The sequence below is a fragment of the Kothea flammea genome, from assembly GCF_052161645.1.
GTDB lineage: Bacteria > Planctomycetota > Planctomycetia > Pirellulales > Pirellulaceae > Laterigemmans.
On the sequence record NZ_CP197414.1, the window covers coordinates 5,825,965 to 5,847,839 of the forward strand.

The 21,875-nt window shown below is 54.5% G+C and carries 19 protein-coding genes; 17 read left to right on the top strand and 2 right to left on the bottom strand.

Annotated elements, in window-relative coordinates:
- Positions 1-151: 151 nt before the first annotated feature.
- From SH139x_RS21790 to SH139x_RS21865, 16 genes are all read left to right on the top strand, one after another.
- The gene (locus tag SH139x_RS21790; protein WP_488351874.1) at positions 152-2,533 is read left to right on the top strand and encodes a globin family protein; all 2,382 of its coding nucleotides are present in this window, start codon (positions 152-154) and stop codon (positions 2,531-2,533) included.
- 8 nt (positions 2,534-2,541) lie between these two features.
- Entirely contained in the window at positions 2,542-3,198 is a 657-nt protein-coding gene (locus SH139x_RS21795; RefSeq protein ID WP_488351875.1) for a hypothetical protein, read from the top strand.
- Between the two features lie 34 nt (positions 3,199-3,232).
- Positions 3,233-5,272 (top strand): AAA family ATPase, encoded by a 2,040-nt coding sequence (locus SH139x_RS21800; protein ID WP_488351876.1) that lies wholly within the window; start codon positions 3,233-3,235, stop codon positions 5,270-5,272.
- On the top strand, positions 5,238-6,068 hold the full coding sequence (locus tag SH139x_RS21805; protein WP_488351877.1) for a GvpL/GvpF family gas vesicle protein: 831 nt from the start codon (positions 5,238-5,240) through the stop codon (positions 6,066-6,068). The genes SH139x_RS21800 and SH139x_RS21805 overlap by 35 nt, the downstream gene beginning before the upstream one ends.
- A 415-nt stretch (positions 6,069-6,483) precedes the next feature.
- The gene (gvpA, locus tag SH139x_RS21810; RefSeq protein ID WP_488351878.1) at positions 6,484-6,702 is read left to right on the top strand and encodes a gas vesicle structural protein GvpA; all 219 of its coding nucleotides are present in this window, start codon (positions 6,484-6,486) and stop codon (positions 6,700-6,702) included.
- Positions 6,703-6,834: 132 nt separating this feature from the next.
- Positions 6,835-7,485, top strand: a complete 651-nt coding sequence (locus SH139x_RS21815; protein WP_488351879.1) for a hypothetical protein — start codon at positions 6,835-6,837, stop codon at positions 7,483-7,485.
- A 32-nt stretch (positions 7,486-7,517) separates the two neighbouring features.
- Positions 7,518-8,672: a gas vesicle protein GvpN gene (gvpN, locus tag SH139x_RS21820; RefSeq protein WP_488351880.1), complete on the top strand. Its 1,155-nt coding sequence runs from the start codon at positions 7,518-7,520 to the stop codon at positions 8,670-8,672.
- Between the two features lie 15 nt (positions 8,673-8,687).
- Entirely contained in the window at positions 8,688-9,020 is a 333-nt protein-coding gene (locus SH139x_RS21825; RefSeq protein WP_488351881.1) for a hypothetical protein, read from the top strand.
- Positions 9,021-9,190: 170 nt separating this feature from the next.
- Positions 9,191-9,958 (top strand): GvpL/GvpF family gas vesicle protein, encoded by a 768-nt coding sequence (locus SH139x_RS21830; protein WP_488351882.1) that lies wholly within the window; start codon positions 9,191-9,193, stop codon positions 9,956-9,958.
- 14 nt (positions 9,959-9,972) lie between these two features.
- The gene (locus tag SH139x_RS21835; protein WP_488351883.1) at positions 9,973-10,200 is read left to right on the top strand and encodes a gas vesicle protein GvpG; all 228 of its coding nucleotides are present in this window, start codon (positions 9,973-9,975) and stop codon (positions 10,198-10,200) included.
- 117 nt (positions 10,201-10,317) lie between these two features.
- On the top strand, positions 10,318-10,596 hold the full coding sequence (locus SH139x_RS21840; RefSeq protein WP_488351884.1) for a gas vesicle protein: 279 nt from the start codon (positions 10,318-10,320) through the stop codon (positions 10,594-10,596).
- A 5-nt stretch (positions 10,597-10,601) separates the two neighbouring features.
- On the top strand, positions 10,602-10,910 hold the full coding sequence (locus SH139x_RS21845; protein WP_488351885.1) for a gas vesicle protein K: 309 nt from the start codon (positions 10,602-10,604) through the stop codon (positions 10,908-10,910).
- A 142-nt stretch (positions 10,911-11,052) separates the two neighbouring features.
- Positions 11,053-11,400: a gas vesicle protein gene (locus tag SH139x_RS21850; RefSeq protein WP_488351886.1), complete on the top strand. Its 348-nt coding sequence runs from the start codon at positions 11,053-11,055 to the stop codon at positions 11,398-11,400.
- Positions 11,387-16,387: a hypothetical protein gene (locus SH139x_RS21855; protein ID WP_488351887.1), complete on the top strand. Its 5,001-nt coding sequence runs from the start codon at positions 11,387-11,389 to the stop codon at positions 16,385-16,387. The genes SH139x_RS21850 and SH139x_RS21855 overlap by 14 nt, the downstream gene beginning before the upstream one ends.
- Before the next feature lie 36 nt (positions 16,388-16,423).
- Positions 16,424-16,747, top strand: coding sequence for a hypothetical protein (locus SH139x_RS21860; protein WP_488351888.1), 324 nt, complete (start codon positions 16,424-16,426; stop codon positions 16,745-16,747).
- Positions 16,744-17,187, top strand: a complete 444-nt coding sequence (locus SH139x_RS21865; RefSeq protein ID WP_488351889.1) for a response regulator — start codon at positions 16,744-16,746, stop codon at positions 17,185-17,187. Before SH139x_RS21860 ends, SH139x_RS21865 begins: the two co-directional genes overlap by 4 nt.
- Before the next feature lie 99 nt (positions 17,188-17,286).
- On the opposite strand, the gene SH139x_RS21870 is transcribed toward SH139x_RS21865, so the two are convergent.
- Positions 17,287-18,105, bottom strand: a complete 819-nt coding sequence (locus tag SH139x_RS21870) for a sugar phosphate isomerase/epimerase family protein (RefSeq protein ID WP_488351890.1) — start codon at positions 18,103-18,105, stop codon at positions 17,287-17,289.
- Positions 18,106-18,374: 269 nt separating this feature from the next.
- On the opposite strand from SH139x_RS21870, the gene SH139x_RS21875 reads away from it, so the two are divergent.
- A complete protein-coding gene (locus SH139x_RS21875) occupies positions 18,375-19,583 on the top strand; it encodes a hypothetical protein (RefSeq protein WP_488351891.1) in 1,209 nt (402 codons plus the stop codon).
- Positions 19,584-19,596: 13 nt separating this feature from the next.
- Here the strand turns inward: SH139x_RS21875 and glgX are convergent, their stop codons facing one another.
- Entirely contained in the window at positions 19,597-21,693 is a 2,097-nt protein-coding gene (gene glgX, locus SH139x_RS21880; protein WP_488351892.1) for a glycogen debranching protein GlgX, read from the bottom strand.
- Positions 21,694-21,875 lie beyond the last annotated feature (182 nt).

The following is a 21,875-nucleotide window of genomic DNA, read 5'->3' on the forward strand; positions in this document are numbered from 1 at the left end:
GGCTGGCCTGATTGTTGAACCCCAGTCTACACTCATTCACTTTCACATTAAACAATTCAAAGCTTCCACAAGATTACGCAGCTAGCTCGTTTTACAACGGCTATCTGAGATCTTGATTGCAAGCTTGAATATTAATTTTTAGGGGGCAGTCATGGCTATCACCGGTTTGAAAAAAGTTCTCGGCGGTTCGGAAGGTCGTTACCTGAGTTGGTACGAGCAGGAATTGGTTCGGACCGCGTCGTTAGAGCTACCTTTTCGGTTAGCCGTCTCGCGAGCCATCCAGGAACGTGAACATCAAATTATCAGCTACGCGACTGACGCGTTCTGTGAAACAATGCCCCAGTTCGATGGACCGGCTGGTTCGATGCGACGGAAGAAAGGGCATCAAGATGGTCGCATCATGTTGCGATTCATTGCCCAAGCGATTCGTGACGGCAGTCCGGCTGACTTGTATGAGAAAGTGCTGTCATGGTTGGTCGGGCACCTAGACGAACACAACGTCACCGGAAAGCACATGGAGATTTTCCTCCATTTCATCCTCCAAGGTGCAAGGCGGGAACTTCCGGAGGCAATGCACGGTATGCTCGACACAACCTTTAATGAGGTCATGAGCTTCATCCGTCGATCCAGCGACAGCGGCACCATCCACCGTGCCTTTCGCAGAATCTCCGATCGAGCAGTGACCCGTCTGTTGAGCATTTCGACTGAAGCAAAAAATCGGTACGGGGGTACCACGCAAGCAAAGTGCCGGCGAGATTTTGAGCTGTTTGTCAAAGAACTCGCTCGTTGCCTCAAAGCTGATTCGTCAGCACAAGTTCAAGAAAAACTCGTCGGCTGGCTGATTGATCGCTTGGTCAATCAAGTCGAATACCCGGCGGATGTTTGGCATTGGAGCTTTTTGGCGATTAATGAAGCCATTGTTGATTGCTGCGGTGCCGATGTGGCCGCGTCGGTCGAACCATATCTCCAATCGTTGGCAAACAATGCGGAACATCTGCTCGAAGCCGTAAAGATTGGCGAAGCTGCCGGAAAGATCGCTGACGCGACCGCCGAGGGCTTGCTGGAGATGGGAATACCCTTAGGACTGTACCGTGTCGATGAATTCAAAACCAGCGCGAGCATGGCAAACCGCCAACTGATCACTCAGCTAGCTACCCTGCATGCCGCGGGTCACCTCAATCACCCCGAGCGTTTGGCCGCCATTTGGTTGGAGGAGGTCTTACCAGCTCTGCCGGCAACCGATACCAATTTGCTGGCTGCCAATCTAAAAGCCTTACTCGGCGCTGCCAGCAGCGTGTTGGGGAATGAGGCTGCCCAACCGCTTCGCGCCGCCGTGATGCTGTTGGTCGATGTTGCCAAACGGACCGAACTGGGCGATCGCCTGGCGGTAGCCGCCGATGACCTAGCGGGCAACACGGTACATTGGTTGGTTGGTCAACAATTGATAGCCGCCAGTGGCGTAACCGCCTGCATGCGTGACTTACGTCTGATGATTGGGAAAGTCATCGAGTTGCTACCTCAGGGACAGCCCAGCGACAACGCGCATCAGCTCCGTGATTATGCGGTCACCTACCTGCTACCCAACCAGCCGTCGCACCTTAAGTTACTGTCCGCTGCATACGGCCAGCTTCAGGCGGAAGTCACGGAACATCTCAGCAATGAAGATGCACGCGTTGTTCTTCAGTACCTCGAACCGCTAGGCGAGTGCTTCCAACGCTTCGACAGCTACCAAAGCGTACTAAACGGACTTGATAACTTCACCGAGTTGCCAGTCCAGCGTGGCTACCAAGTTCAACCACGTCATGAAACGCTGTCACGCCACGGTGCCGCCGCCGGTCGTCGCGACGCCTTCTTCCTGCTGCAAAAAGTTTTGCACGCCGCCACAGTCGGTGGAGAGCAGGCAAGAGACGAACTCCATACGTATTTCATCCAGGAAAACGTTCGCTTTAGTGGTTTGCCGGGCGGAGTGATCATGGAATTCATTCGCGGTCTCCAAGAACAGTTGCTCGACCATCCCGATGTGACCGCGCTGTTGGTTGATCTGGCTCGATGCGCACCTCTTTATTCAGCCAGCTATAAGATTCGCCGACACAGCAGCGAAGTCGCGACAATCGTCTCGGAACACTACCTGAGGAATCATCCCGAGTATGCCAAGAACCTAAAGGATAATGGCTTGGAAGCGTGTGCTCGCGATTATGGAATCATGCTCCGTGGTCTGGCCGCAAACCTGCAGAGCGAGCCACACGATGTCGATCAATTCAAGCAATGGTGGATGAGCCGGATTGGCAGGAACTTGCATAACAAGCCGGTCAACTATGACCAGAGCTATCCCTGGCGCGTCATTGATCTGAAACAACTGATGATGTCCTGGAGCAGCGTGCTTGACCAGGCAGAGCTCGATGCGGTGGAAGCATACCTGAAAATCGTTATTGGCGACGACCCCGCTCGTCCCGTTGCTGCTTCCAATGGACGCAGTTTCGGAGCGCCCGTAACCATGGCCAGCGGCCTAACTTTCTCGGATGTGTTGACCTAAATTTGACCATGCCAGTTTTACACTTGATTCCGATCGTCCACACCGCTGCGGAGCTCGGCAAGCTCCGCGGCGCAATTTGCCAACCCGCGGAGGTGAATGGAGATTCCTCAGCGACACAGCATCGAATCGAAACCATTACGCACTTTTGGGAATTACTTCGCCAATCTGTGCTGAACTGGAAAATCGATTTCAACAAGACGCGGATCTACCAAGATGCGTTACCAGTAATGGACGAACGTCATCAAGTGGTGCTGGAGAAAATTGTTACAGAGTTGGCAGAAAAGGGCAGCCCCAACCACAAGATGCTGTGCTGGTTGCGCGAGCAGGGTGCTCAGCTGATGGGAACAGAATCTGCGGCATTGCTGCGTGAAGAATATGCCTTGGTAAAACAAGCGGTTACCGACCAGGTGAATTCGGTTGGTGCCATCGGACGACCACCCTCTCGCACTGGCGACAACTACTACGAAGTGCTGTTGGAAAAGAGAGATCGTTTTATTGCTATGCGAATCGCCGATACGCTCCAGCAAACCGAAACTGGGTTATTGTTTATTGGCATGCTGCACTCTGTAGAAACATTTTTACCAGACTCGATTGTCGTGCAATATCCGTTTGGCAAACCAAGTCGCGAGAGTCTGCGAGTACGCCGACTAAACGTTCAACGCTAGTTTCTTTTCTGTTTTAATGCTGCGGAGCTCTCCCATGACCGACCACAACTCAGAACACTCGAATTCTGGACCTTCGCAACCTGGTCCAGTGGGAGGCGGATTCTTGGAGGGCTTCGCTTCGTTGGTCGAGCGGTTGGGGGATCTAGCGGAGAAGAGTGAACAACTTCGCAAGAGTGGTGACTTAGAAACCAACGACGGAAAGATCCGCACTTCCTATAACTTTACCTTCGGCGGAGCGACACCCGGTGGTGGAGCGAGCGGCGGTAGCGGTCGTGGCATGGGTGGTCGTGGTGTTAGAAACGGCGGAGCGACCGAATTTGATGTCAAGCCAACACGGAAGAAGAAACAGTCGGCGGGCAACAACGGACCAGCCCATTCCAATCCCGCGGCGGATGGAAATGGTGACGTAGATGAAACGCCAGCGAGCGCACACCGCTCGTCGGGTTACGCTCGCGTCGGCGGCATGGGAGCTCAACTGCAGCGGGTTCGTGAATTAATTGAGTTACCGCTTAACCACCCGGAGATCTTTCGCACCTTGGGCATTGATGCTCCCAAAGGCGTGCTGCTGCACGGCCCACCCGGATGCGGAAAAACGCTGATTGCTCGCACCATCGCCGAAGAGGCCGAAGCTAACTTCTTTACGATTAGCGGCCCCGAAGTCATTCACAAGTTCTACGGTGAAAGCGAAGCGCATTTGCGGAAGATATTCCAAGAAGCTGCCAAGTCCGCCCCCAGCATTATTTTCATCGATGAAATTGACGCCATTGCTCCCAAACGGGAGAACGCCGCCGGCGATGTCGAGCGACGTGTCGTGGCTCAGTTGTTGGCCCTAATGGACGGCCTTGATGCGAGAGAGAACGTGGTGGTGATCGCTGCCACCAACCTACCCAACGCCCTAGACCCAGCTTTGCGGCGTCCAGGTCGATTCGACCGTGAAATCGAAATCCTCATTCCTGACCGCACAGCCAGGCGCGAGATTTTGGGAATCCATACTCGCAACATGCCGCTGGCCGACGATGTTGACTTGGACGAACTCGCACAACACACCCATGGTTTCGTGGGCGCCGATTTGGCAGCCTTGTGTCGCGAAACGGCAATGGCCTGCTTGCGACGCCTTGTGGACGAACTGGACTTTTCCGGTGGTGCGTTGAATCAGCAACAGCTGGCAAAGATCGGTGTCACGATGGCCGATTTCCAACACGGCCGGAAAGCGGTCGAGCCCTCAGCGATCCGCGAAGTATTTGTGGAGGTTCCCGCAGTCAATTGGAATGACATAGGTGGCCTGGAGGATATCAAGCAAGAACTTCGGGAAACTGTAGTTTGGCCACTTGAGCACGCAGACCTATTTCGCAGCTTGAACACAAAACCGGCCAAAGGGCTGTTGTTGGCTGGCCCACCCGGTTGCGGCAAAACCATGCTGGCACGCGCGGTTGCGACCGAGTGTGGTGTGAACTTTATATCAATAAAAGGCCCCGAGCTGTTCTCAAAGTTTATTGGTGAGTCGGAGAAAGCGATTCGAGATGTGTTTCGCAAGGCCCGGCAAGCAGCACCTTGCATTATCTTTTTCGACGAGATTGACGGCATGGCTGCCAATCGAGCTGACGAATCTGGTGATTCCGGCGTGGCGCAGAGGGTGTTGAGTCAGCTGCTGTCAGAACTTGACGGAGTCGAAGAACTTACCGGCGTGTTCGTGTTGGCGGCCACCAATCGACCCGAGGCGGTTGACGCCGCCTTGAAACGCTACGGTCGTTTTGAACGGACCATTCAAATTGGCCTTCCCGATCAAGCGTCGCGACTGGAAATTTTGCGTACCCAGTTTCGTGACAAACCGCTCGACCCGGCAGTTGATCTGCAGGAGTTGGCCGCACGTGCCGAAAACCTCTCAGGGGCCGATTTGGCTGCGTTAGCAAGCCGCGCAGCGCGGAACGCAATTCGTCGTAAAGTATCAGGAGCGGTATCGCCCTCTGGTGACGAATTGGTAATCAGCTCCGACGATGTTGCCGAAGCATTTGCACCTCATGTTGGAAGGATCCAAGCTGATGAACCACACCTCTCAACTTCCGACGAAAATTGAACAAGCGATCTATGTTTACGGATTTTCGTTAGCCGAACTTGACAACGGGGGGGACGCCGATCGCTTTGGTGACCTGCCTGATGTCATGGTTGAGCAATTGGGAAAGGTTCGCGTCTGGTACAGCCGGGTAGATCGTGACGACTATACTGGCGCGGCGGGGGAGAAGAACCTTGCTAATATCGAATGGCTAACTCCGCGGCTGATTAAACATCAACAAATCTTGGAACAGATCGCGGCTCACGGGGACGTCTGCCCGCTTTCCTTCGGAGTTCTCTTTAGTTCCTTCTCGGCGCTAAGGGCGGAGTTGAATAATAGCTATGATCAGCTCCAGTCATTCTTTATTCGCTCTGCGGGGCACCATGAATGGGGATTGGCCCTGCATTGCACTCCCCAGCTAGCTCGCGAACATTTGGAGCAACAACGGCAACACGCTCAGCAGGCAAGAGACCGAGCCGCGGGAGCCAATTATCTACTCGCGCGACGTGCCAACCTGCTCCACAAACAGCGCTGGCAAGATTGGCTCGCGACGATGACTAACGAGGTGCGGACCAGCATCCAGGATTACGCTAGCGAATGGGTGGAGAAGCGTCCCGTAAATCTAGAACAGGCTCCCGACAAACAACAACGCGTTGCTTCGTTTTCATTATTATCGAATCCCAAGCAGGCAAATGCGCTAGCAAGCTTTGTGCAGGCTTGGAATCAACGGGCCCAAACTACCCACGGGATGCAACTGGAACTCACCGGCCCTTGGCCCGCTTATAGTTTTGCGCATGGCCTTGATATGGAAGCCGCCTAAGGAGCGAACGGTGTTATAAAAACGCCTTTCGATCCGGGAAACCAACGTTATCCTTTTCGTTCATATCAACCGTTGAGCGCTAGCTCACAGTTCCGAGGAACCGAACGCTAGCGTCATCCAGCTGATTCCGTTTTGTTCAATGACTTATGCGGAGGTTTGCAATCAGCAAACAGGCATGCTTTCACAAAGTGTGCAAGTGCGAGAGCAAAACCGCACAAAAAGAGATTCGCCAATGCGTCTTGGTGCAAAAGAAGAAAGCAAATCGAGCCTCGAATTAACTATGTCGTATCTCTTAGTATCCCAATCGGCAAGACCGGCGAAGTTTATGGTGTCAACCTAACGCGCATCTACCGCGGGACCACGTTCAAATTGGAATCGTTCCATTTGACCTTCACTTTAAATAGGGGACATAGATATGGCAGCAGTTCAAAAAACCACCGATTCGTCCAGCTTGGCTGAAGTCGTTGACCGCATTCTTGACAAGGGTGTCGTGGTCGATGTTTGGGCTAAGGTATCGCTAGTCGGTATCGAGTTGCTGAGCGTTGAAGCTCGTATCGTGATCGCATCGGTAGAAACCTACCTGAAGTATGCAGAAGCAATTGGCTTGACCGCTACAGCTGCAGCACCAGCCTAAGGTGCGAAAAGCAAAATCGTGCACTTCGGTGGGTCAGCTTGGCCCGCCGATGCACGACTTGCCGGGGGGCGAGTTGAATAACTAAGACAGGCATCAAAACATATAATTGTAACGGCACGGGTGAGCATGACGATGGACGCAAAAAAAAGAAGTCAGACATGGACCGAGCAAGTACAACTGGCTCGTCGCGAGCGTCAACAATTCATTGCTTCCATCCGTCGGGGCAGGATCGACCTCAGCCGCCAAGTCCAGGTATTGCGTCGAAGTTGGCAAGATCAAAACGCCAGGAGGGCACGTTTGCTGCGGCAAGATTTATCAACCTTCCGGCGACAACAAAGTAGCTCGCTGAAAGGATTAATGAACCGCCAGCGGCGCGAGCGTCTGCAGAACTCTCGGAGCCTAGCCAGTTCGCGAACCGCCAAGCTGGCCGACATCCGACGCTCAGTTGCACAGCTGTGCTGTAGCTCGCTGGCGAATCTGCGAAACAGCAGCAAGGCACTCGAGCATGCACACCGCAGACAACTCAACGAGCTTTTCGCACGCTCCCGGCAATCGCGCCGCTGGCGAGGCGCCCGCGCGGCTGCTGTCTCAAAGTTCGCTGGAAACAAGCCGCACGCAACCCCACCTGCCACGCCTGCAACCTCACTTACCACGCCGGCGGCCGCACCAATGATGCGGCCACCTGCCACCTTCTCATTTTCGGCTCCCAGCGTCCCGCGAAGCCTACCGACGCCACCCGCATCGCTTTCCAGCGAATCGGGTTCGGTAGTTAGCAACGTATAATCGAAATTGCAAATAAACCGCGGACAAGTGTCATGAACGAATCATCCAAGTCATCCAGTCAAGAGTCCATGAGTTGTGGCTTTGTGCCCAGTGCTGGACCAGAGTTCGTTGCCACCGATTATGTAAAGAGTATCGCGGAACGCTCGTTGGCCTACTTGGGGCTTGGCTATGCCCTGCACCTATCAGGACCAGCCGGTACCGGCAAAACAACTCTGGCCCTGCACATCGCCTCCTTGATTGGCCAGCCATGCATTATGCTGCATGGTGATGACGAATTCAGCTCGGCCGACTTGGTCGGGCGTGAGGCTGGGTTTAAACGCACTTCCATCCGCGACAACTACATTAGCTCCATCGTTAAGTCGGAGGAATCGGTCTCATTGAACTGGAAGGGCAACCGTTTGACGCGCGCCTGTCAGTTGGGACACACCTTGATTTATGACGAGTTTACCCGCTCGCCCGCGACGGCTAACAATCCGTTCCTGAGTGTTTTGGAAGAGGGCATTCTAAGCTTACCGGCAGCCAGCGGCGAAGGGGACTACCTGCGTGTCCACCCCACGTTTCGCGCGATTTTCACCTCGAATCCCGAGGAATACGTCGGTGTTCATAAAACGCAAGATGCATTACTCGATCGAATGATCACACTGGAGTTGGGCCATCCTGATGAGGCAACCGAGGTGGCCATCTTGCAAGCCAAGGCAAACTGCACGGTCGAAGCTGCGAAAAAAATAATTGGTATCGTGCGATGCATTCGTGAGCGTTGCGGAACCACGCACGGACCGACCGTACGAAGCGCGATTGCAATCGCTCGAGTCGTACAGCTCAGAAGTTGCCAGATTCGTTTTGATGACCCGATCTTCGCCACAACCTGTCTGGATGTGCTGCGTTTTCCCGCCAGTCGTCAGGCTGCGGGCAAAATCAGCGAAGCCGAGCTGTTGGACATCGTCCGCCGCCAAGCACCAGCACCGACTCTTAAAGTGGAAACACAACGCGACTCCTCAACCCCCTTAGCCAAGGTTACTGAAGAGCCGGTCTTGGTGGCTATTCAAGCGGAGCTAGCCGAGCTTGCAACAGACACCGATGTTCAACTCCAGCACCACGCGGGAAGCCGTTTACCAAAACCACCAGCGAACGTTCCCAGTCTCGAGCGAGAACTTGTAACTGCTGACTTCGCTATCGACGTGAACTAAAAAGGAATTAATTGAATGGCCAATTTCACCCATAAGATTCGCAGCCTTGGCAGCATTCGCACGCACGGCAGTGCGCGCACCAGCGCAGCCACCGAAACTCACACGCTCTATATGAAACAAACCGCGATTGAGATTGAACGCGCGCGGCGGATTGAGGAACGGCGCTGCCTGCTAGAGCGGTTGGCGACGGTGGAAACGCGGATCGCAGTCTTGACAGACGAACAGGAAGCGATTGCCGGCCATCTCAAGCAGCGTGAGCAAATGACCGCCTTTGAACCGGTCACCGGGCCCAAAGCAAACCGCATGACAGCGGGAAAAGTCAATTCAACGTCAACGTTTTCATACTAACAAAGTGCGGTGCATAAGAGTTACTTCTCGCTCCGAGAATTTCTAGGAAAATCACGAGAAAACACTGCTTTCGTCGCGTGAAAAGCGACTCTTATGCAAAGTTCGTCTGACAAGATTGGGCTACGCCAAAGTTTTCAAGTTGTTCTCTATGCACCCGGGGGGGATTTATCATGTCGATTGCCGCAGCCATTGAAACTGGACTCTATCTCTATGCTTTCGCCGACGCACGCGATATCGAAGCTATCGCGGAGTTGGAATTAGCTGGCCTGGAAGGCCAACCGGCGGAAGTCTTACAAATTGACGACTTCGCAGTCATCTTTTCACGAAGCACCGCCAAAAAGCTGCGTCCGCAACGAAAGAATCTGGCGGCTCACCAACAAGTCGTTGCTTCATTGGCCAACCGGGTGGGCATGCTGCCCGTGTCTTTCGGCATGGTGGCTGACGACCTAGAGCAGTTGCATCAATTGATCGAGGCGAACGGCGACAAGTTGAGAGACCAGCTAAATCGGGTAGCTGATAAGGTGGAAATGACTCTGGTATTGCAATGGGAGTGCGAAGACGTGTTCGCATCGTTCGTGCAACGCTATCCGGAGTTAGATCAATATCGCGAACAAATTGCCAGCGGCCAAGCGACTCGCGATGAAATGATTGCCGTCGGGCAATTGTTCGAGAAACTGCGAAACCAAGAGCGAGCCGAGCATACCGATGCGGTGTGTGGCGAACTGCAAAACGTCACCGCGGAAATCTTGGACCAGCCGCACCGCAACGATTTTGAAATCGCCCGTCTGGCCTGTTTGGTTAATCGCGAAGATGTGGAAGCATTTGAGACAAGCTTGCAGCGTGTGGCTAGCAATTTTGACGAAGCTTTTCGCTTCTCGTTCAGCGGGCCTTGGCCACCCTACAGTTTCGTCGCTCTGTCATTGTCCATTGACACTTAACAAAGGCTGTCACAATGTTTGTTCTCGATGATATTGCCAAGAGCCCGTTCAAGGGAATGATGTTTTTGGCACGCGAAGTAGCAAAAGCGGCCGAGCAGGAAAAAGAGGAGCAACGGCTTACATTGATGGATCAATTGACCGATCTGCATCGCCAGTTCGAAGCTGGCACCTTGGATGAAGATGCATTCGATGAGCAAGAGCAGGCAATTCTAGACTTGCTGGAATCATTCGAGGAAGCGTAGGTGATAATACGATCGTCTGCATAATCGATCATCTGCCCACTCGGTTGATTCTCATCATCCGATCGCGCCGAAAAAGAAGATAGCGACTTCTTTCTCGGCGTATCAGGGGCAGCAGGCATGAGTAACACGAAAGCAGTTCCCACCGACAGCCTCGATGCCAACGGGAATCTAACCAGTGGGGGCAACTCACTATGCGACGCGCTTGATCGCCTGCTAACGACCGGTGTTGCCGCGGAAGGCGAGATCACCATCTCCGTTGCGGGGGTGGACTTGCTGTTCGTCGGCCTCAAGGGACTGCTATGTGCGATTGATGCCATTGCGGACCAACAGGCGGCGGAGAAGTCGTCTGCTGAATCTTCCCAGCACGCGGCTCCCTCGCCCCCATCTCAGGAGTAAACACAGTGGTTATCACAAGTGAAGAGCTTCAACCATGTGACGCCAGTCCATTGCCTAAGATTGAAATAAACGCAGAAAACGCCGCTGCGGGGATTGGGCGTTTGGCTTTGGCAATCGTCAATCTGCTGCATGAATTGTTGGAGAGGCAAGCGATACGGCGGATGGACAACGGCACAATCACTGACGAAGAAGTGGAAAACGTCGGTGTTTGCTTGCAAAAGCAATCCGCAGCGATTGATCAACTGTGCGAGTCGTTTGGCGTTAGCCGCGATGATCTCAACTTAGACCTGGGTGCATTGGGAAAGCTGGTATAAGCGTTATACATGGAGCGCGATCATAGCCTCCCAGACTGCAAAGTGTGCAAAAGTTAGCACAACATACCTTTTCCTTGCGGTTCGTGTCGTCTCGTTACGAAGAAATCATGGTTACCCTCCGTTTCCTACCCGGGACATCTCCATGACACGCGCTGCACTCCCTTCGGCAACTTCATCCTCTTCCATCGCCGATATCCTTGAACGCGTACTTGATAAGGGCGTAGTCATAGCCGGAGATATTCGGGTCAAATTGGTGGACATTGAATTATTGACGATCCAAGTCCGGCTCGTCGTCTGTTCCATCGAAAAGGCCAAAGAGATCGGCATGGATTGGTGGAATGTAAAACTGAAAAATGAGACCCCCAGCGCTGTTGCTGGCATTGGCGAACAGGCAGCCATGCTAGCGTCTCGGCTGGAGAGCATTGAAGAGAAACTGGATAACATCGATCGCATGGCGCTGCAAAAAGGCGGAGTCGATGAACGAGCGTGAGGAACAAGTCGACAAGCTAACCACGTTATTGGAGACGCTTCCTGGCCAGTTTGAGGTGCGGGCTGATCTCATCCGTGAATTGAGAAACTCCCAGCGACCACGTCTCAGCAAACTGACCCTGGGGCTTGGAGTGGTGGTAACGCTTCTATGCACCACTACTGGCTTATTAGCGCTTTGGCAGGACGCCAACTATTCGCAGTTGCTCACACTTTGCCTGGGTCATTTTTTTCTGTCGGCACTGGTTGTTGTCAGCGGCATGGCTGATCTGGCACTACTCAAGAATACACCCTCTGATTCCGCGCTCGCCCAGGCTCTCGATCGCATCATCGGTTTCAAGGAACTTCTGCAGTCCACTCAAGCAGAACGTCTAGCCTTAAACCTTGATGTCGAAGAATCACGCGACCGCCTAGCTCGGCAGGAATCCGCATGGGTGGCCAGGCAAGCTGAGATCGAACAGGCCGAGGTGGCGGCGGAGCAGGAGTATCAAGAACAGCTGCATGTTCGGCAGCAAGCATTGCAGGCTGCCAGCGACGCGCTAAGTGAAGTTACCGCACAACAACAAGACGCCCAAACGCAGATCGCTGAGCTTGAAGCGAGACTGGCCGAGTTGAGCGGGCTGAACGCCCAAGCGGAGGAGAGCAAGCAGTCCCTGGCGAAGCAGCAACAAGACTTAGAGACACAAGTCGAATCGCAGAAGTCGGAACTAGCTGCGCTGCGAGAGCTAAGGACTGAAACGGAATCTGAAAATGAGTCGCTGCGGACGGAATTAGCCTCCCTACAACAGGAGGCGGAGGAATTGCGTCAGGGAGTCGCCACCTCGACATCCGCGCTCGAAGATTTGGAACGCAAACAGTCTGTTCAAGCCAAGTTCACCGACGAGCTCCATCATCAATGCCGCGAAGCTTCCCGATTAATTGAATCGCGTGAAGCGACGTTGATGCAATTGGTCGAAGATTGCGAACAGCAATCTCGGCTTCGCGGAAGGTTAGAGACGCAATGCGGCGAGTTTTCCGAGCAAATTCGAGGCACGCAAGCCGAACTTGCCGAGCAGCAAGCAAAATTCGATCAGACCACCAAAGATTTGACCCTGGTGTTGGCCGCACTTGATGAAGTCAAGGAACAAACCGCCCAGCTGCAAACCGAGCGGCAATCGCTCCTACAGCAGCAGAACGATCTCGCTGCTGAACTGCAAGCAGCCCAAGAGTCATCGCAAGCCATGCAGCTTGACATACTTCGCGCCGCTGAGGAAGAGGTTTCCTGGTGCCAGCAATTCCAGCTTGAGCTGGTGGCGAAAAACGAAGCGACGGAGCAACAGAGTCAGGCGCTGGAACTAAAAGCTACCGACTTGGAAGCAGAAATCATCAAGCGAAAGGTGGAGCTCGAACGTATTGAGCAGGAGTTGGAATCACAACTTGAATTACGGCAAGCAGCTATTGCCGAGCAAGCCGACGCCGAGGCCAAAACGCAAACCCTAGCCGAACAAACGGAAACCCTCGCGGCGACCGTCGAGCAATATCAGGCACGCGTCGAGGAACTCGATCAATTGTTGACCTCCAAACAGGAGGTGGTGGACGAAATTAGCAGTGAGTGCGAAAAGCTGGAATCGCGAGCCACCTCCGCTCAAGACCGAATTACTTCGCTGGAAGAGTTATTGGGCGAGCACACGGCCTCGATCCAAGAACGAAAGACAACCTTGGCCGAACTCGGGGTCGAACTTCGAAATGCCGAAAAGGCCTTGGCCGAACACGCAGAGCTGCTCGCTCAGAATGATGAACTGACAGCAGAAAATGGAAAGCTAAGTGATCGAAACCAAGAGCTCGCTTCACAAAACATGGACCTGGGCAACCAGCACCATGATCTGATCGCGCAGCATAACGAGCTGAGCAATCAAATCGTCCAACTGAGCACTCAACATCACGAGCTCATTGCGCAAAATAATGATTTGAGCAGGCAACATGGTGAATTAAGCGATCAAAACGATGCATTAAGTACGCAAAACAACGAGCTTAGTACGCAGAACAATGAGTTAAGCGTCAAAAATAGTGAGCTATGCACAGAGAATGATGAGCTTAACACTAAGAATAGTGAACTAGTCGCGATAAATAGCGAGCTCACTACCCGCAACGATGAATTCAACTTCCAAAACGATGCGCTAAACACACAAAACAGTGATCTTAGTAGACAAAACAGTGAACTAAACTCGCAAAACATTGAGCTCAGTACTCTGAACAGTGAGCTGAGCAGCCGAAATATTGAGCTGAGTACGCTTAACGATAATCTCAACACTGAGAATCAGGAGCTACGCACCAGCAACACCGAATTGAGTCGCGAGAACGGGGAACTTAGCACTAAAAACCTGGAGCTGAGTGCCAAGAACCTTGAATTAACCAGCCAAAACGTCGAACTCAGCAACGGAATCGCCGAGCTGGTAAGCCAGCGAGATGAATTGACCGCAACCGTTACAGAGCTGGCCACGCAGCACAGTGAACTCGAGCGAGCGACTGATCATTGGTGGGGGGCCTGTCTGAAGTTGCGAAAAGCTCAGGATTTGATCTCGGACCGCTGTCGTGCAGACAATGCAAAATTGAGTGCGATGCAAGCCTCCTTGCAGGCTGCAAAAACTGAGCATGAGACTTTGCAACAAGAAATCGATGCTCAGCGAAATAGTATCAACCTTGATGAAACGCAGAAGCTAGAGTTAAGGCAGAGCCTAGAGGAATTGACTAGTCAGATTGCCGATCTAGAAATTAAATTAATTGGCTCCCAACAGCAACTGGACGATGCGGAACAGATGTTGCTTCTGCGGAATTCCGAAACACAACAATTAGCGGAGCAGCAACAAGCGATGTTAACTCAGCTAGCCGAACAGACGCACGAGCTCAATCAGGCTGAGGCTAGGCTGAGCGAGCTTGAAGAACAAACGGCGTTGAAGCAGCACGCGGTTGAGATGCTCGCGCAAGAAACAGTAGCCAAGCAAACTGCTTGTGACGATTTGGCGCTACGCATCCAACAGCTCGAATCAGAAGTTAAGGAAGCGCAAAGCATCAGCAAGGAGTGGGAGCGTTACCTCAGTCAGATTCGAGAGCAGGCCAGCAGCGCAGAGCAGAGTTTACAAAGTGCGCAAGAGAAAACGCACATTGCTGAGGAGGAAGGCTCGCGTCAGTTGGCTATTTGTGAGGAGCGTCAACAGCGGGCGGAGGCGTTGCAAGCCGAAGCTTTGGAATTGGGTCAGAGAATACAGCAGCAGGAATTGGAGCGAGGTCGTCGGCAAGACGACTTGGCAAGTCTTGAGTCGGCCGCAGGGCAATTGGAAAGTCGGCGGGCCGCGATGCAGGCTGAGGTTGACGCATTGGCCGGCCAACAATCGCTGCTGAACGCGGAGATCGGCGAGTCGACGCAGCAACGAGAAACGCTGGCTGAAGAACTGGAATCTCTCGTTTCACAACAAGCGAGTCTCGAAGCGGCCATCGGTCAATTGGAAAATCAACGGGCCGGAATGCAGGCGGAAATTGACGCACTGGCAAGCCAACAAAGCCTGCTGAACGCGGACGTCAACGAGTCAACGCAACAACGTGAGACGCTGGCTGAAGAACTGGAATCTCTCGTTTCGCAACAGGCAAGTCTCGAGACGGCAACCAGTCAATTAGAGAATCAGCGGGCCGCGATGCAGGCGGAAATTGACGCACTGGCAAGCCAACAATCGTTGCTGAACGCGGAGATCGGCGAGTCGACACAACAACGCGAGACGCTGGCTGAAGAACTGGAATCTCTCGTTTCACAACAGGCAAGTCTCGAGACGGCAACCGGTCAATTGCAAGATCAGCGGGCCAGAATGCAGGCGGAAATTGACGCACTGGCAAGCCAACAATCGCTGCTGAACGCGGAGATCGGCGAGTCAACACAACAACGCGAGACGCTGGCTGAAGAACTGGAATCTCTCGTTTCGCAACAGGCAAGTCTCGAGACGGCAACCAGTCAATTAGAGAATCAGCGGGCCGCGATACAGGCCGAAATTGACGCACTGGCGAGCCAACAATCGCTGCTGAACGCGGAGATCGGCGAGTCAACACAACAACGTGCGACGCTGGCTAAAGAACTGGAATCACTCGTTTCGCAACAGGCAAGTCTCGAGACGGCAACCAGTCAATCAGAGAATCAGCGGGCCGCGATGCAGGCCGAAATTGACGCACTGGCAAACCAACAATCGCTGCTGAACGCGGAGATCGGCGAGTCAACACAACAACGTGAGACGCTGGCTAAAGAACTGGAGTCCCTGGTTTCGCGACAAGCCAGTCTTGAGTCGGCCACCGTTCAGTTGGAAAGCCAGCGAGCCGCGATGCAGGCTGAAGTTGACCACCTGGCAAGTCAAAGGTCGCTGCTGAGCAGCGAAATTGGCGAGTCGACGCAGCAACGGGAAATCCTGGTTGCGGAATTGGAGTCGCTGGTTTCGCAGCGGGAAAATCTGCAAGCGGCAGCCAGCGAGTTGGAGGATCAGCGCGGTTTTATGCGGGCTGAGATCGACGAATTGGCGATGGAACGGACTCAATTGAGTGCGGCTGTCGACAGCATGCGAGTGGAGGGCGATGCCCTGCAGCGCAAGAAGCAAGAAATACGAAAGGCGATTGAAGTCCAACAGTCCCGCCAAGCAGCAATTACAACTTCACGGCTAGAAACCGAGAAGTCACTGGAGCGGTTGCAGGGAGAGCTATCGCGAATGGCAGGGGAGATCGCCGCCGCGGAGCAACAGCGTCAACAGTTGGAAAGTCGACAGATTGAGACGCATCAGCAGGTCTCCAGAGGGGACGTTGCCAGAGTCGAACAGCGAGTGTCGGCCGACTTGCTGGAATTGGAAAAACTGACGCGAGCCGAGGAGGAAGTGAATCACGTGACGGAGCGGGATGTCACCACGCCGGAGCCTGCTCGCGAAAAAGATGTGAAGGCAACAAAAGCGACGATTGCGAGTCCCTGGGATCGCTACTTTGGATAACGTGACAACAGCAGGCCCTGCAAAGAGAATTTGATCATGCAGAACGTAAGTGAATTAGGTCGCGGCTGGCTGGGCAAACTGGCATGGCTGCGATTAGACAGACCAATGCGTTACGTCCGTGCGGTCCCACGCCGGCAAGACGGAGGCTTGGCAAAACGTGGGCGAACATCGCCTCAACAAGGAGAACCGCGGGTGCTGGAGTGGATATCGCCGTTCAGCATGCTGACGAGTTGCATGTTTTATTTCCCACTATTGTACAACCGCGAGATCTTCATCCAGGGGCGGCAAGCGTGCCGCACGAAGAAACATCTACAAACAGTTGATTCTAATTCGAACAAAGCGAAAGGTGGGATACGATGACAGCCAGCGCTGAGCAAGTAGAGGTCACGACCAGCACTCATTTGAGGCTGTTGATCGTCGACGATGACCAGTCGATATTACGCTTGTTAAGCAAACAGGTGGAGGCTTTCTTTGGTGAGGGCGCCACGGTTCGCCAAGCATCCGATGCGCTCTCGGCATTGAATATTGTCAGCACCGAGCACCAAGATGTGGTGATCACCGATTTAGACATGGATGAAAAAAACGGATTTCATCTGCTAAAGAAAATCAAGCAACTCGATCCATTAATCCAGGTGATCATTGTCACGGGACACGATTCGCCGAATGCGATTCGCTCCGCATTCACGATGGGCGCCGATGAATATTTCATCAAACCGGCCGCGCCGAAAGAACTGGTCGATGCGATTAGTTATTTAACGAATCGCATCGTTCGTTGGAAAGCCGCGATCGCGGGATTGTGAGGCAGCCGACCGGCGTGAAGCATTCAGCGTGCGGAATCGAACCGGACGCGAGCGCGTTCCGGCTGATGCCGTTTTGCTTTGTGACTCATGGGGAGGTGCTTAGCTGGCCATCACGGCGGCTTGCATGTTGGCCATACTTTCCTTGACGAGTCGTTCGACACCCGGTTCGTGATCAAAGACTTCGACGCTGACCCAGCCGTCGTAACCGATTTCAGTCAAGGCTTCGAAGACGGGAGCGACTTCGGTATCGCCCATGCCGGGACCTTGACGGTTGGGATCATTGGCGTGGAAGTGGAGCAACCAGTCTTGGTTTTCACGAATCAGCTCGGGCATTGATTTTTCTTCACTGCTCATCGCCTTCATGTCGAGATGCAGACTGATGTGGTCGCTGCCGACCAGGGCTTGCAAGCGGCGAGCTTCTTCAGCCGTATTGAGAAAATTGGTTTCTTCGGGGCCGAGCGGCTCGAGAGCAATTTTTACCCCAGTTTTTTCCAGCGTGGGGACCACCGCGCGAAGCACGTTGGCGGCGTGCATGTAGGCTTCTTGAACCGAAATTGCGTCGGCAATGTTGCGTTGCTGAGGAGAACCAAGGACCATCACCTTGCCGCCGAGTTCACCACAGAGGTGGGCTAAGTCGATGAGGTGTTGGGAAGTTGCCTTGCGGATGCGGGCATCAGGGCTGGTTAAATGGAGGCCTTCAGTCTTCGCCAACAACCAGTGCAGCCCGACAACTTCGAGACCGGCCTGGGATACATCCGTGCGGTACTGATTTCGTTCGACACCGGAAAGGGCCAAAGGATCCTCACCGAGTGTGAACGGTGCCACTTCCCAGCCGGTATAACCTGCTTCGGCAGCAAACTCGAGGGAGCGTTCTAAGGGCCAATCACCGAACGTTTCGTTACAAATCGCAAACTTCAAAACAGTTATCCATATATGGGTCAGCTGGGGGAAAGCGCCAGATGTTCATTAGATAGGGATACTGCCGACTTCGCTACCCCCCTTGGCAGCCCGGCGGCAATTGGCCGCTGGGCGTAATCGGCCACGGCTTCGGCATTCGCGAGAGCTTGTCGAGGGACCATCGTGGGGGACCGCCGCGGGGGACTGGTCGCGAGTGGCTGTGCAGGTATAAAGATCGACAGCGGAGTGCCGCCGGACGAATGTTACAAACCGCGTGATTTCCCAGCGTTATGATGGTCCCACCCACCGCGTCGCAGCCTAACGAATCGAGCGAGGCCAATGCCGGCCAAACGGCGGCTAGCCACACAACAACCGGCCAAGCGACGGGTCCAATGTCGACTTTGGAGCAGGGGTTCCTGTTGCGATTGCGAAGTTGGCGGGATGCGTTGCCGTGGTTGGCGATGGGAGATTGCCTACGCCCCGCGACCAGCGTGATTCATTGGTTATTAGTCGGTTTGGCCCTCACGGCAGCGGACTGGCTAACGACGGATCACTTATTACATTCCCAGCAAGACTCGCGAGCCGGCGAGTCCTTTGTGGGGGCGGTCGCCTGGGCGGACAGCTGGCTACTGGGGGGAGCAACGGCCGTTGCCGGTCCCTGGATCGCTTTACTGGGGAACGTGACCAGCGCGACGGAACTGGGCTGGTTGCTGCTGCGGCAGCTAGGGCTGATCGCGATTTGGGTATTCCCTGCCGCGATGCTGATGCGGCAAAGCGGGCTGGCGATGGCTGGCCGTTTGCCGATGGGGAGTTGGGAATTGCTGCGTTTGGTCGCCGCGCGGCTGCCGGCCTATTTGGGTGCGGTTCTCATTCCCTTGATCGTGCTGGCTGGCGGTTGGTTTTATTTTTGGCTGACCGCGATGGCTGTGAAGATCCCGGCCGTTGGATTCTACCTATCTGGGGCGCTGCAGATTTTGGGGATCCCCTTGGCCCTAGCCGCCAGCTTAATTGGGTTCGGCTCGCTGGCCGCGATCCCGCTGGCTTGGGCGGCGATCTCGCTGGAACGCGACGGCAACGCCTTTGATGGCATCAGCCGAGGCTATGAGTACGTTCTACGGCGACCGCTACAGTTGGTCGGCTACGCTTTATTGGGACTCATTGCCTTACTGATCTTATCCCGTTTGGCAGCGGGAGCTGGACAAGTTGGCGTGGTGCTGATCGAATCGGCAACCACCACTGGCCTGGGAGCAAGCGATGCTGCCCCGGCGACACTCAGTTCGGGACCGCGTTGGGCTCAAACGGTTTTACTCTTGTTGCCAAAGATTGCCGTCGTAACCGTCGGCTGGTCGCTGGTCAGTTGGCTATACCTGCTGTTGCGGCGGAGCGCCAATTCGCAAGAGATCGAGGACCTCTGGGAGGCCCCGCGACCGGCAGCCGAACCGCTGCCGGAGCTGAATTTGGAATCCGCTGAGGAACAACCTCAAGGCCCACCAACTTAGCGATGCCGCCAACTTAGCGATGCAGCGGTTCGCTGACGTAGACCTTCATGCTCTTGTAAGAGACTTCAACTTTCCGATTGCTCGGTGGCACCGGGCCATCGAGTTCCGGAAAAATGTCAGCCGGTGCTTGAGCGGAGGTGTCGACGAACAAGTTCCACTGTAAACCGCGGCCCTGCTCCGGCAAATGGAATTCGACCGGATCGCCGGACGAGTTTAGCAGCAACAGGACGTCGCGGCCGCGTCGGTCAGGATCGTCAGGCAGCGGTGGAGCGGTGACGAACGCCGCCAACGCCAAGTGGCTTTGGTCCCAGGCCAGCGGTTGACCGGAAGGACTGTACCAGGAGAGGTCGGGCATCTGCCGGCCTTCGGACGGTTTACCGGTCAAGAACGTTTTGCGACGTACGGTCGGTTGATCGCGTCGGAATTTAATCAGGGCGGAAGTAAAGCGCACCAAGTCGCTGTTCTTTTCCACCAGTCGCCAATCGAACCAGCTAATGTCATTGTCTTGGCAATAGGCGTTATTATTACCCTTTTGGGTCCGGCGACATTCATCACCGCTGACCATCATCGGCACACCCTGGCTGAGCATCAGCGTGGTCAGCATGTTGCGAATTTGTCGCAAGCGAACTTCGTTGATGCCACGTTTCCGCGTGGGCCCTTCCACACCGTAGTTGTCGCTGAGGTTGTTGTTGTCACCATCGCGGCCCTCTTCGCCATTGGCGAGGTTATGTTTGTCTCGGTAGGAGACGAGGTCGTTGAGGGGGAAACCGTCGTGCGAGGTGATGAAATTGATGCTGCAGAAGGGTGCGCGACCGGCGTGTTCATAGAGGTCGCTGCTACCAGCCAAGCGCGTGGCAACCGCCCCCAAGGTGCCGCCATCACCTCGCCAGAATTTACGGACATCATCACGGTAGCGTCCGTTCCATTCGGCCCACCTTAAATCGCCAAACGATCCGACTTGATAAGCACCGGCGGCATCCCAAGCTTCGGCAATGATCTTGGTATCAGCCAGCATCGGATCTTCGGCGATCAAGTCGACGATTGGCGGGTTGGGAACGAGGTTCCCGTAGCGATCGCGGCTGAGAATGCTGGCTAAGTCAAAGCGGAATCCATCGATGTGATAATTGTGGACCCAGTGTCGCAAGCAGTGGAAAATCATTTCCCTGACGACGGGGTGATTGCCGTTAAAGGTGTTGCCGCAGCCGCTGTAATTGGCATAGCTGCTGCCGCCGTCCTCGAGGATGTAATAGACCTGGTTCTCGAGCCCCTTGAAGGACAGCGTGGGACCATGCTCGTTACCTTCGCAGGTGTGATTGAAGACCACGTCGAGGATGACTTCGATCCCGGCGCGATGGAGCTCTTTGACCATCGTCTTGAACTCGTTGACCTGAGCTCCCGGCTGGCGACCATGCGCGTAGCCGCGGTGCGGAGCAAAGAAGGCCATCGGATCATAGCCCCAGTAGTTGGGCCGTTCGGGGCGATTCCCCATCACGTCGCGAATCGGGAACTCGTGGACCGGCATTAACTCGACCGCTGAAACGCCCAGCGCTTGCAGGTAAGGAATTTTTTCAATGACCCCCAAGTAGCTACCAGCCGCGTTGACCTTAGCCGTGCGGCTCTTGGTAAAGCCGCGGACATGCATCTCGTAAATCACCGACTCCGACAAGTCATAGCGGAGGTGACGGTCGCCCTCCCAGTCAAAATCGTCATCATCAACAACAACGCACTTGGGCGGTCGAATGACTCCGTCGGTGCTGCGCTGAAAGGTGCCGGCCAGGGCTTTGGCGTAGGGATCAATCAGGCGAGCGGAAGCATCAAAGCGATGCCCGACGGCCGGATCAAATGGCCCGCTGGCTTGCAGGTGATACAACTGACCAGCCTTCAAGCCGGGCACGAAGACACTCCAGATGTCACCCCAGCGATCGGTGTCACGGTCGAAGTGAATCACTTCGGCCGGTTCGCGATCGCCAAGGCGGGAGTAGAGCAAAAGGCTCATCGAGGTTGCGCTTCGGCTGAATACAGAAAACTGCACACCGCCTTCTTTGGAGATGGCGCCAAAGGGCAATTGGTAAGTGAATTGCAATTCGGGGTGCGGGTGACGCATGAGCATAGAGGTAGGTCCTTCCAGACTCTTGTGAGGATGCATCGCTGACGATTGGAAATGGGCGAGGATGACCGTTAGCTGCAGTCATCAGTCAACACTACCACTCGATCGAAACACGGTTCGGCGATAACCGGCAAAGACTCTCGCATTCTTGCCATCGCACGACCTAACACACCACTTGGCGAGCC

What these genes read in the sequence shown, in the direction of transcription:
- SH139x_RS21790 (WP_488351874.1), top strand. Translation starts at nt 152, where the DNA reads ATGGCTATCACCGGTTTGAAAAAAGTTCTCGGCGGTTCGGAAGGTCGT.
- SH139x_RS21795 (WP_488351875.1), top strand. Translation starts at nt 2,542, where the DNA reads ATGCCAGTTTTACACTTGATTCCGATCGTCCACACCGCTGCGGAGCTC.
- SH139x_RS21800 (WP_488351876.1), top strand. Translation starts at nt 3,233, where the DNA reads ATGACCGACCACAACTCAGAACACTCGAATTCTGGACCTTCGCAACCT.
- SH139x_RS21805 (WP_488351877.1), top strand. Translation starts at nt 5,238, where the DNA reads ATGAACCACACCTCTCAACTTCCGACGAAAATTGAACAAGCGATCTAT.
- gvpA (WP_488351878.1), top strand. Translation starts at nt 6,484, where the DNA reads ATGGCAGCAGTTCAAAAAACCACCGATTCGTCCAGCTTGGCTGAAGTC.
- SH139x_RS21815 (WP_488351879.1), top strand. Translation starts at nt 6,835, where the DNA reads ATGGACGCAAAAAAAAGAAGTCAGACATGGACCGAGCAAGTACAACTG.
- gvpN (WP_488351880.1), top strand. Translation starts at nt 7,518, where the DNA reads ATGAACGAATCATCCAAGTCATCCAGTCAAGAGTCCATGAGTTGTGGC.
- SH139x_RS21825 (WP_488351881.1), top strand. Translation starts at nt 8,688, where the DNA reads ATGGCCAATTTCACCCATAAGATTCGCAGCCTTGGCAGCATTCGCACG.
- SH139x_RS21830 (WP_488351882.1), top strand. Translation starts at nt 9,191, where the DNA reads ATGTCGATTGCCGCAGCCATTGAAACTGGACTCTATCTCTATGCTTTC.
- SH139x_RS21835 (WP_488351883.1), top strand. Translation starts at nt 9,973, where the DNA reads ATGTTTGTTCTCGATGATATTGCCAAGAGCCCGTTCAAGGGAATGATG.
- SH139x_RS21840 (WP_488351884.1), top strand. Translation starts at nt 10,318, where the DNA reads ATGAGTAACACGAAAGCAGTTCCCACCGACAGCCTCGATGCCAACGGG.
- SH139x_RS21850 (WP_488351886.1), top strand. Translation starts at nt 11,053, where the DNA reads ATGACACGCGCTGCACTCCCTTCGGCAACTTCATCCTCTTCCATCGCC.
- SH139x_RS21855 (WP_488351887.1), top strand. Translation starts at nt 11,387, where the DNA reads ATGAACGAGCGTGAGGAACAAGTCGACAAGCTAACCACGTTATTGGAG.
- SH139x_RS21860 (WP_488351888.1), top strand. Translation starts at nt 16,424, where the DNA reads ATGCAGAACGTAAGTGAATTAGGTCGCGGCTGGCTGGGCAAACTGGCA.
- SH139x_RS21865 (WP_488351889.1), top strand. Translation starts at nt 16,744, where the DNA reads ATGACAGCCAGCGCTGAGCAAGTAGAGGTCACGACCAGCACTCATTTG.
- SH139x_RS21875 (WP_488351891.1), top strand. Translation starts at nt 18,375, where the DNA reads ATGATGGTCCCACCCACCGCGTCGCAGCCTAACGAATCGAGCGAGGCC.
- glgX (WP_488351892.1), bottom strand. Translation starts at nt 21,693, where the DNA reads ATGCTCATGCGTCACCCGCACCCCGAATTGCAATTCACTTACCAATTG.